Annotated in this window: 9 protein-coding genes; all 9 read left to right on the forward strand. The window is 54.8% G+C overall.

Annotation, left to right across the window (positions count from 1 at the left end; all coding sequences use genetic code 11):
- The coding region (locus tag H5U36_04605; GenBank protein MBC7217436.1) for a flagellin at positions 1–1,097 on the forward strand (1,097 nt) is incomplete at its 5' end.
- Between the two features lie 87 nt (positions 1,098–1,184).
- Complete coding sequence (locus tag H5U36_04610) at positions 1,185–1,526, forward strand: flagellar protein FlaG (GenBank protein MBC7217437.1); 342 nt, start codon at positions 1,185–1,187, stop codon at positions 1,524–1,526.
- 12 nt (positions 1,527–1,538) lie between these two features.
- Positions 1,539–2,888 (forward strand): flagellar filament capping protein FliD, encoded by a 1,350-nt coding sequence (fliD, locus tag H5U36_04615; GenBank protein ID MBC7217438.1) that lies wholly within the window; start codon positions 1,539–1,541, stop codon positions 2,886–2,888.
- Between the two features lie 33 nt (positions 2,889–2,921).
- Positions 2,922–3,296: a flagellar export chaperone FliS gene (gene fliS / locus H5U36_04620; protein ID MBC7217439.1), complete on the forward strand. Its 375-nt coding sequence runs from the start codon at positions 2,922–2,924 to the stop codon at positions 3,294–3,296.
- Positions 3,277–3,642 (forward strand): hypothetical protein, encoded by a 366-nt coding sequence (locus H5U36_04625; GenBank protein ID MBC7217440.1) that lies wholly within the window; start codon positions 3,277–3,279, stop codon positions 3,640–3,642. Before fliS ends, H5U36_04625 begins: the two co-directional genes overlap by 20 nt.
- Positions 3,643–3,701: 59 nt before the next feature.
- A complete protein-coding gene (locus H5U36_04630; GenBank protein MBC7217441.1) occupies positions 3,702–3,950 on the forward strand; it encodes a hypothetical protein in 249 nt (82 codons plus the stop codon).
- Between the two features lie 8 nt (positions 3,951–3,958).
- Complete coding sequence (locus H5U36_04635; GenBank protein MBC7217442.1) at positions 3,959–6,445, forward strand: AAA family ATPase; 2,487 nt, start codon at positions 3,959–3,961, stop codon at positions 6,443–6,445.
- Positions 6,446–6,448: 3 nt separating this feature from the next.
- A complete protein-coding gene (locus H5U36_04640; GenBank protein MBC7217443.1) occupies positions 6,449–7,813 on the forward strand; it encodes an MFS transporter in 1,365 nt (454 codons plus the stop codon).
- Between the two features lie 32 nt (positions 7,814–7,845).
- On the forward strand, positions 7,846–9,948 hold the full coding sequence (locus tag H5U36_04645; protein ID MBC7217444.1) for a Cache 3/Cache 2 fusion domain-containing protein: 2,103 nt from the start codon (positions 7,846–7,848) through the stop codon (positions 9,946–9,948).
- The last annotated feature ends 370 nt before the right edge of the window (positions 9,949–10,318 follow it).

Consider the following 10,318-nt stretch of genomic DNA (forward strand, 5'->3'; position numbering starts at 1 on the left):
ACACCACCGAATTTAACACCAAACAGCTCCTCAATGGCGAGGCAGGGTATAAGGTAACGGCACTGAATGGTTTGGCAATCAATGGAACTGTAACGGTTAATGATAGTTCGTATGATGGTAGTAGTGGTTCTACAGCAGTAGACCCAGAAGATCTTGATGCCCTGATCACCCAAATGACTACAGGGGTGAGCACCAAAGCCGGAGTGTACACGGTCGTCATCACCCAGAATGCCACGAAGGCACAGATTGGTGGGGCAGCGGCGGCAGATGCAACGGTCGATTACGACGGAACTATCGTTCTCAACGGTATAGCTATCAATGTGGCTTCAGGGGAGGATCTTAATAGCGTCGTTCTGAAGATCAACAACGTCAAAGAGCTCACCGGTGTTGAGGCAGCAGTGAGCGGGAACAGCATTGTTCTCACCTCTGTCAACTACGGAAGCAGCGCTACGATAAACGTTTCTGGAAGTAATGATCTTCTCAAGGATCTTGGCCTTACGAGTGGTTCTGAAACCGTTCTCTCCGACGCAGGAACCGATATTGTTGGAACCATTAATGGTGTAGCGGCTGTAGGGGAAGGCGAGACGCTCACTCTGATTGCTGCAGGAAATGCCGCCAATGGGCTCTCGATAACCATTGATCCATCAAAACTTGCGCTTGGGAGTGGAGCAAGCCTCCAGTTCGACGTCTTTGTTGATGCCAGGGGGGCAGTGACCCTCCACATCGGAGCTAATAAAAATCAGATAATGACGGTGAGTATCAACGACATGCGGGCTCGATCTCTTGGAGTGAACGAAATCAGTGTCCTGAGCCAAGCCGAAGCAGAGTTAGCAATTGAGACGATTGACAACGCCATCAACATTGTCTCAACCGAACGCTCCAAGCTCGGAGCTTACCAGAACCGTCTGGAGCACACCATTGCCAACCTTGGTGTCGCCAAGGAGAACCTGGCTGCAGCCGAGTCCCGTATCAGGGATGTCGATATGGCTGAGGAAATGATGGAGTTCACCCGGGCGCAGATTCTCCTTCAAGCCGGTACGGCAATGCTTGCCCAGGCAAACACCATTCCACAGGCGGTACTCCAGCTCTTGCGATAGAGGCTCTGAGGACCAGGGAGGACGGGTACCCGTCCTCCCTGTTTTCTTTGAAAGGCAGGAGATGGAACGATGAAGGTTGAAGGACAGATGGCAAAGAGTGTAGGTTCTATCCCTCTCTCCCTTCAGGAGACCCAGGGTTCGGTGAGGGTAGCCGAGGTCCAGGAAGGGGAGGGGAAAAGGGAAGAAGGGTCCTCGGTATTTCTTGATCCAGAGAAAATCAGGGAGCTCGGAGAGGTTTTGAAGGGCCTCTTTGAGGTCTTCAACCTGGAGCTCCGTTTCAAAATCCACGAGCCCACTGGGGAAATCATCGCCCGGATTGTGAACCGGGAGACTGGAGAAGTCATCCGGGAAATTCCCCCGGAGAAGTTCCTCGACATGGTGGCCAAGCTCCAGGAACTTGCGGGAATCCTTGTGGATGAAGTTGTGTGAGGAGGGGGAACTGTGGCGGGCTTAAGCATTGATGGCCTCATTTCGGGGCTCAATACAAGTGAAATCATCGAAAAGCTTGCCGAAGTCGAGCGCGCTCCTATTGAGAGGCTTGAGGAGAAAAAGGCCACTTACGCCGAGCGGCTCACCCTTCTCCAGGCGGCAAGCGCAAAGCTTTTGAGTTTGAAAACGAGCGCCCTGAGCCTTTCCCTTTCGTCCACTTTTCTTGCCAGGAAAGCCGAAGTCACAGGTGATGCCCTTTCGGTATCCCTGGGAAGCGATGCTCAGGAGGGGACCTACGTCCTTACGGTGGAAAGCCTTGCAAGAGCCCACCAGATTGCCACAGCCACTGCCTATGCTGATACAAACGTCACCCGCTTTGGGGAGGGGACAATCACCATTACGGTGGGAGGAAGAACGACCGAAATTACCATCGATTCCTCAAATAATACCTTGGCCGGCATTCGGGATGCCATAAACCAGGCGGATGCCGGGGTTCGAGCTTCCCTGGTCGAGACCCAGGAAGGGTACCGGCTTTTCCTGGCAAGCGAAGAAGCGGGAACGGCAAATACCATCACCGTGGAGGTGGCGCTCTCTGGGGGAGAGGCAGAGCTCTCGGAGTGGACAGAGATTCAGGCGGCGCAGAACGCACGGGTCCTCCTTGGAGGAACAAACCCCATAGTCTATGAGGGAACCTCAAACGTTATTACCAATTTCCTTCCGGGGGTAACCCTGAGCCTCAAAAGCACTGGGAGCGTGACCATCACCATTTCCCGAGACCTTGAAGCGGTGAAGAATAGCATCCTCAGCTTCACGAATGCCTTAAACGATTTTCTGAAGTTCGTGAAAGAGAATACCGGGTACGATGCCGCTACAAAAACCGCAGGGGCGCTCCTTGGAGAGACCTCCCTTCTTCGGGTAACAGCAGAGCTCGAAAAGCTTTTGACTGCTCGAGTGACTTCTTCGGATTTCCAGAGCGTCATGGATATCGGTATTTCCGTTGACCGTTATGGGAACCTTGTGGTGGACGAGGGGAAACTCAGCCAGGCTCTGGAAACAAATCTCGAGGCGGTGCAGGAGCTTTTCTCTGGCTCTTCCGGCATTGCGAACTCGCTCAATGAGTACCTCAACTTCGTTACCGATCCCTACGAGGGAGTGATGTCGAGTACCCAGAAGCTCTACGAAAATGTCATAAAGGACCTTGATGAGCGCATCGCCATTATGGAAGAGCGCTTGGAGGCCCAGAAGGAGCGCTGGCTCAAACAGTTTACGGTTCTTGAGAGTTACCTTGGGACTATGCAAACGCAGAGCAACTGGCTCACTCAGCAGATTGCAAACTTGAGTAAGCTTACCACGAGAAGCTAAGGAGGAGAGAAAGTGATGAACGCGTACCTCACCATGGCCCGTCGGTTCTACGAGGAGAATGCGGTGAACACCGCCTCGCCACTTCGGCTTGTGGTTCTCCTCTACGAGGGGGCCATCAAGTTCTTTAAACTCGCAGAGCGGGCCTTCGGCGAAGGCGACGAGGTCCTTGCCCGGATGCATATGGCTCGGGCGGAGCGCATTGTTCTCGAGCTTTTGGGGAGCCTCAACGTCGAGGAAGGAGGAGAGATTGCCGAAAACCTCTTTGCCCTGTACCGGTTTATCCTGCGAGAGTGTGCCCGGACGAGTAAGGAGAACTATCAGGAAACCCTTTCTGGCATCGTCCGCATTCTCTCCGGCCTCCACAAGGCCTGGAAGGAACTTGAGAGCCGTGGACAGGGGACCTCTTGAGCTCCTTGAGGAGCTCCTTGCGGTTACACTCCGGATGCACGCTGCCGTTTTTTCGGGAGACCTTGAGAACCTCCCGGAATACCTCTCCTGCCGTCAGGAGCTTATTGACGCTCTGGGTCCTCTTCTTGAGGAAGGAAAGCTTGATGAAGCCAGGCGTCTTAGGGCTCTTGCCCTCCTTGGGGAAATCACAAAGAAAGACGAGGAAATCCGGTCTCGTCTTGAGGAAACCCTGAGGCGGGAGCTCTCCTCTCTCCGGGAAGGTTATGAAGCAGTGAAAGCTGCGAAGGCCTTTCGGAAGAGCATGGAACCCCCTTCTTCCCCCCGTTTTCTCGAAAAGGAAGGATAAGCAACTGAGGCCTCTATTTCCTGCTATAATATCTCCAAAGGTTCAGGGAGGTGGTTTCTTTGGCCCGGATTCTCCTTGTCAAGGTGGGGGATAGACCTAAGGTGGCCGTTCGGGTCCAGGAGGTTTTGACCCAGTACGGATGCAACATCAGGACGCGCCTTGGACTCCATGAATTTCCGTCAGAGTGCGAAGAACGGGATGAGGGCCTCATCGTCCTTGAAGTGGTGGGGGACGCCGGAGAGATTGAGAAACTCAAGGGGGCTCTCGAGGCCTTGGAAAGCGTCAAAGTGGTTTCGGTGGAACTGTAGGGATTTCTATGGAAGCGAAAGTCGACCTTTCAAAGTACCGTCTCCGGCCGGAGGACCTGCGCTGGACCTGTGACCCTTCGATTTTCCCCTTCGAGTGTACCGATGAGGTGGAGGAGCTCCAGGGGTTTGTGGGGCAGGACCGGGCCTTTGCGGCTATTGAGTTTGGGCTCCGCATGGACCGCCCGGGGTACAACCTCTTTGTTGTGGGTCCAAGTGGCACAGGAAGAGCCGCAGCGGTGCGGGCCTGCATCGAGCGCATCCTTGAGGAGAAGAAGAAAGCCGGTCTCCTTCCTCCGGTCACCGACTGGTGCTACGTCTTCAACTTCGATAATCCCGATAGGCCAAAGGTCCTCCGTTTCCCCCGGGGTGAGGGGCGGACGTTCGCGCGTCTTCTTGATAACCTCCTGAAGAGCCTGCGGGAAATCATTCCGAAAGCCTTTGCAAGCGACGAGTACAAGAACCAGCGCCAGATTCTCATCGATGAGCACCAGAAAAAACACCGCCAGATTCTCCAAGAGCTTGAGCGGGAGGCTTTGGCTGAAGGCTTTGCCTTTCGGATGACCTCCATGGGACCGATTCTTGTGCCTTTGTATGAAGGGAAACCCATGACCCAGGAGCAGTACCTTGCCCTCACGGACCTTGAGAAGGAGATTATCGAGAGCCGCCGCCAGAAACTTTTGAACCGCATCAACGAGGTCTTCGAGCGGATTCACCAGCTTGAGATGGAGCTCAAAAACCGTATTACTGAGCTCGATACCCGCATTGCCGATTTCACCATCACTCCGCTTTTTGCAGAGCTCTTCGACCGGTACGCGAATTCCCCGGAGGTCGTGGAGTTCCTGTCGGCTCTGAAGCAGTTCACCCTCTCGTACCTCCACATCTTTCGGGATTCCCAGGAAGCTCCAGCCCAGCCCCAGCACCTTCTCCCGTACCAGCGTCTCCAGGACCCTTTCTTGCCTTTCAAGGTGAATGTCTTTGTGGACAACTCCGCTACCGAAACCCCTCCGGTCATTCTTGAGACCCATCCGACGTGGACGAATCTCTTCGGCCGGATCGAGCGGCGCGCTTTCATGGGGACGTACTTCAGCGACCACACCATGCTCAAGGCAGGGTCTCTCCACCAGGCCAACGGCGGTTACGTCATCATGTACTTCCGGGACCTCATTGTAAATCCCGGGGTCTGGGAAGGGCTCAAAAGGGTCTTGAAGAACCGCGAGATCCGCATGGAGGACCCCTTTGAGCACTTTGGCCTCATCGCTCCGCAAGGGTTACGGCCTGATCCCCTTCCTTTTGACGCCAAAATCGTTCTCATCGGGGACGAATACGCGTACCGGATTCTCACCCTTTTTGATGAGGATTTCCGGGACCTCTTCAAGGTGAAGGTGGAGTTCGATTATGAGGTCAGAAAAAATGACGCCATCATCACCTCCTTTGCCTGCTTTGTAAAGAGGACCTGCCTTGAGGAGAAACTTTTGCCCTTTGACCGCAGCGGGGTGGCAAAACTCCTTGAGTACGCTGCCCGCATGGTCTCCCACAAGGAGAAGCTGAGTACGCGGTTTGGCTTCCTGCGGGACATCCTGCGGGAGGCTGACTTCTTCGCCCGGCAGGATGGGGAGAGCCGGGTCTACGACCGTCACGTGGTGAAAGCCGTTGAAGCCCGTCGGAAGCGCTTGAGCCTTCTTGCGGAGAAAATCGACGAGTTCATCAAAGAAGACGTTCTCCTCATCGATACCGAGGGGGCGGTTGTGGGCCAGGTCAACGGCCTTGCGGTGTACGACCTTGGGGATTTCAGCTTTGGCCGGCCGTCACGTATCACCGCCCGGACCTACCTTGGCCGGCAGGGTGTGGTGAACATCGAGCGGGAATCGCGCTTGAGCGGCCGCATTCACGACAAAGGTGTCCTCATCATGAGCGGGTACTTAGGGTACCGTTACGCTCAGGATAAGCCCCTCTCCATTGCGGCAAGCATTTGCTTTGAGCAGTCGTATGAAGGGGTTGAGGGGGATAGCGCCTCCCTTGCCGAGGCCTGTGCCATTCTCTCAGACCTTGCCGGGGTTCCTCTTCGCCAGGACATTGCCGTCACCGGGTCCATAAATCAGAAGGGGGAGGTCCAGGCTGTTGGGGGAGTGAACCAGAAAATCGAGGGCTTTTTCCGGGCCTGCAAGATGAAGGGTCTTACCGGTACCCAGGGAGTCATCATCCCGAAAAGCAACGTGCAGCACCTCATGCTTGACGAGGAAGTTGTGGAAGCGGTTCGGGAAGGGAAGTTCCATGTGTATGCGGTTTCTCATGTCGACGAGGCCATGGAGATTCTCACCGGAATGCCGGCCGGAGGAAGGAAAGAGGACGGAACGTTTGAGGAAGGAACGTTAAACGACCTCGTGGACCGGAAGCTCCGGAGAGCCCTCGAGTTCCTGCAGCGCTTTGAGGAAAAGCAAGAGGCAAAACCCAAAAAAGAAACCCAGGAAGAGGAGAATTCCGAAAAATCTGAGTAACCTATGTCTCTTCTTCTCAGCCGGGATGTTGCCGCAAGTATTCGGGATTCGAAACTCCTCAGAGACCTGAAGCTCGTCACCTTAGGTGTCTGCTTTGGCATTGTTTTCGTCAACGTCACCACCGGTGCTCCCATTGCCGGTTTCGCCCGTATTCTCGGGTTTGGGGACCTCCTCTACGCTGTTCTCCTTGCCCTTCCGGTTCTCGGCGGAGCGCTGCAGATTTTTGCTTCCTTTGTCCTTGAGAAGACCGGAAAGCGAAAGCTTGCTTTTCTTTTAGGGGGCTTTGCAAACCGCGTTCCCTGGCTCTTTGTGGCCCTTTTGCCCCTTTTGGTGGATAAGAGAGAAGCACTCCTTGGGCCGTTTGTGGGGCTTCTTTTTGTTACCGCAGTTGGAGGGGCATTTCTTGCAGTCAGCTTCATGTCCTGGGTGGCGGACCTTGTGCCCCTGGAGCTGCGGGGAAGGTTTTTTGGGCATCGGAGTTTGCTGGGAACTGTAGCATCTCTTGCAAGCGGCCTCTTCATCGGGTGGTTTCTCGACACTTTTCGGAGCATCACCGGCTTTTCCCTTGTCATTGCCCTGGCATCAGTCCTTGGGGTGCTCGACATTCTCTGTTTCCTTCGGGTCCAGGACCCTCCAATGGAGCGGGACGCAGAATTCCAGGGGAACGTTTTCCATTTCTTCCGGGAAGTTTTCGTACATCCTAACTTTTCCCGGTTCCTCGTCTTCACCGTTTTCTGGTACTTTGCCTTCAACGTTGCCTCGCCCTTTTTCAATCTCTACATGATTCGGGACCTCCACATGAGCTTTTTCCACATCGCCCTCTACGTTCAGGCGGTGGCGAACTTCACCACTCTTTTTTCCATCCGCCTTTTCGGACGCCTGACGGACCGGTTTGGCAACACTCCGGTAACCTTTCTTGCCACTTCAGTAGCCTCCTTTCTTCCCCTCCTCTGGTGCTTCACGAACGCAACCAACTGGCCCTTTGTCGTCCTCATCATTCAGATTCTTGCCGGAATTTTCTGGCCTGCCATTAACCTTACGGTGAATAACCTCGCGCTCAAGCTCTCTCCGGATCTCCACCGTTCCTTCTACATTGCGGTGCTCAATCTCTTCCTCGGGGTTTTTGGGAATGCCTTGGGGTACCTTGTGGGTGGGGCTCTCCTTGAGTACGTGGCACCGCACATCGTGCATGTAGCGGAGAGCTTCGGTGTCCGGTTTTCTCCGTACTACCTCGTCTTCATTCTCTCCACGGTCCTTCGAGCGGTGGCGACTTTCTTGCTTCTTCCAAAAGTCCACGAGGAAAAGGCCCTCTCGGTGCGGGAAGTGTGCGCTTTGGCCTCTAAAGTTTTGCGAAAGAATGCCGATTAAAATCTCAAGAAACCAAGAGGGGGGTAAAGGGTATGCGCAGGAGTCTCCAGGGAAAACTCATGGTTTGGTTTCTCGTTTTCTCGCTTATTCCTCTTACCTTCCTTGCGCTGTACGGGCTTTCTGCGTTTGAGCGGTCGCTCTCCCAGGCGTATGAGGGGCAGCTCCTTGCAATTGCCGATGCGGCAGCTTTCGGCATCAACCTCTGGATTGAGACAAAGTTCGCAAGCATCCAGGGGGTGGGAAAAGACCCGCAGGCGGAGTGGGGGTACTGGGTGGATTTGAACGGTATCGCCACAAGTGCCCTCGGGAAAGAAGCCGATCTGAGTAATGAGCCTGCTTTCAAGCAAGTCCTTGAAACGCAAAAGCCGGCCATCTCCCGGGTCTTCATTTCTCCGGATACGGGGAAACGGGTTGTGCACTTCCTTGTCCCAAAAACGGCAGGGGAAAAGCTCATCGGGGCGACGGGAAATCAGATTCCCATAGAGGACCTTGATAGGCTCATCGCAACCATCAAGATAGGGAAGACCGGCTACGGGTACCTCGTGGACCAAACCGGGACAATTGTCTCCCACCCAAACCTTGAGAAGGTCCTCAAAGAAAATGTCCTCTCGGGTTCTTCAGAAGCCCTCAATGCTTTTGGGAAAGAGATGTTTGAGAAAAAGCGTGGCATTGCCCACTATACGTACGAGGGGGTTGCAAGGGCGGCTGCCTTTGCCCCTGTTGGGACCACAGGATGGTACGTTGTTGCCACAGCTCCGGATGCAGAGATTTACGCTCCTATCTTTGCGATGCGTAATCTCATCATTTTAGTCATTGGGGTAGTAGCGGCAGTTGTGGGATTGCTTTCCCGATACATCTCTCGCCGCATTGCTTCAGGAGTACGAAAAGTCACGGACATTGTGGAGAGAGTGGCTCAGGGAGACCTCAGCGTGGATACGAGTGGAATTGAGGAAATCGGCAAGCGTGCACGGGATGAAATCGGTGTCCTTGCCCAGGCCTTTGTGGGGATGATTGGAAACCTCAGGGCCCTTGTGCGGGAAATCCTCCAGGGAGCTTCGTTCCTTTCTTCCTCGAGCAGTGAGCTTTTCGCCTCTGTTGAGGAGGTGGCCAAGGCAACCCAAGAGGTTGCAAGCACCATCGCCCAGGTTGCCCAGGGGTCGACCCGCCAGAGTGAAGAGCTCCAGAGCATTGCGGAGCGGGCCAATCGCGTCCGGGAACGGGCTGAAAACCTGCGCCAGGCTACGGAACAGAATGTGAGGCTTCTCCGGGAAATGGAAGAGCGTTTCCGGGAGAATTTCGAAGCCCTTGGACGTATTGCTTCGGGAATCCAGGCGGTGTCAGAGGCAGGAAGAAGAACCGAAGAAGAAGCCCGGCAGGGTCAGAAAATCCTTGCAGTCCTCCGGGAGAGCGTTCTTTCCCTTGCCCAGGTCTCGAAGGAAGTGGCTGAAAGCATCGAGACCCTTGAGAGTCGCTCTCAGGAAATCGGGAAAATTGTGGACCTCATCACCGGCATTGCCGAGCAGACGAATCTCTTAGCCCTCAATGCCGCGATAGAGGCGGCCCGGGCGGGAGAAGCAGGCCGTGGTTTTGCCGTTGTAGCGGAAGAAGTGCGCAAGCTCGCCGAGAGCTCTGCCCAGGCGGCAAAGCAGATTGCGGAGCTCATCCGGGAGATTCAAAACGACACCCGTAGGGCCGTAGAACGGATGGAGAGAGCCGAATCCCAGGTCATGGCTGGCGTTGCTGAAACGGATGAGGCGGTGAAGAGCTTCGGGAACATCCTTTCGGCGATGCAGGGAGTTCTTGCAGAGATGAGCTCTCTTGCCTCCTCCTTTGACGTTGCTCAGAAGGCACAAGAGGTGACGAAAAAGAGCGAAGAAGAAGTGCTTGCGCTTTCCCTTGATAACGCAAAGCTCATAGAGGATGTGGCACGGGATATCCAGGCGGTGTCCGAAAGTCTCTCCTCTATCGCAGCGGTGGCGGAAGAGAACGCTGCCTCGAGCGAAGAGGTTTCTGCTTCAACTGAAGAGCAGAGCGCCTCTTTGGAGGAGATTCGTTCTGCCGTTGAAGAGCTCAAGCGTCTTGCGGGGAATCTCGAGGAGCTCGTGCGGAGGTTCCGGCTCGAAGAAGGTTCTTGAAAGGTGGTGACGGCCCTGTGTTAAACCCAGGGTCAATCGTTCTTGGTGTGTTAACGCAAGGGCAAGGGAAAGAAGGCGGAATGAGAGCATTCGCGTCACCGGTTGCAGGTGTGGCGAAGCATTTCGAGTTTCAGGGAAATGAGACTGCTTCGGATACGAGAAGACGACCTCGCAGTGACCCCTTTTTCCCGGTCACTGCAAGGAGGAAAACGGCGAAGCAGTCTCCGACCCGGTAGAAGGAAGTTGCTTCATGAGCGGGACGGTGGGTTCGCAGTGACCTTCCCGCTTTGTCCTTGCGAGATTTTTCGGTCACCGTAAGTGCAGCGAAGTGGTCTGAGATGACGGCTCCAAGAGGTGGCCTTTCAGCGAC

The organism is Candidatus Caldatribacterium sp., from assembly GCA_014359405.1.
GTDB classification, from domain to species: Bacteria; Atribacterota; Atribacteria; order Atribacterales; family Caldatribacteriaceae; genus Caldatribacterium; species Caldatribacterium oleiphilum.

Coding starts and splice junctions, on each gene's coding strand:
- H5U36_04610 (MBC7217437.1), top strand. CDS start 1,185: ATGGCAAAGAGTGTAGGTTCTATCCCTCTCTCCCTTCAGGAGACCCAG.
- H5U36_04635 (MBC7217442.1), top strand. CDS start 3,959: ATGGAAGCGAAAGTCGACCTTTCAAAGTACCGTCTCCGGCCGGAGGAC.
- H5U36_04640 (MBC7217443.1), top strand. CDS start 6,449: ATGTCTCTTCTTCTCAGCCGGGATGTTGCCGCAAGTATTCGGGATTCG.
- fliS (MBC7217439.1), top strand. CDS start 2,922: ATGGCCCGTCGGTTCTACGAGGAGAATGCGGTGAACACCGCCTCGCCA.
- H5U36_04645 (MBC7217444.1), top strand. CDS start 7,846: ATGCGCAGGAGTCTCCAGGGAAAACTCATGGTTTGGTTTCTCGTTTTC.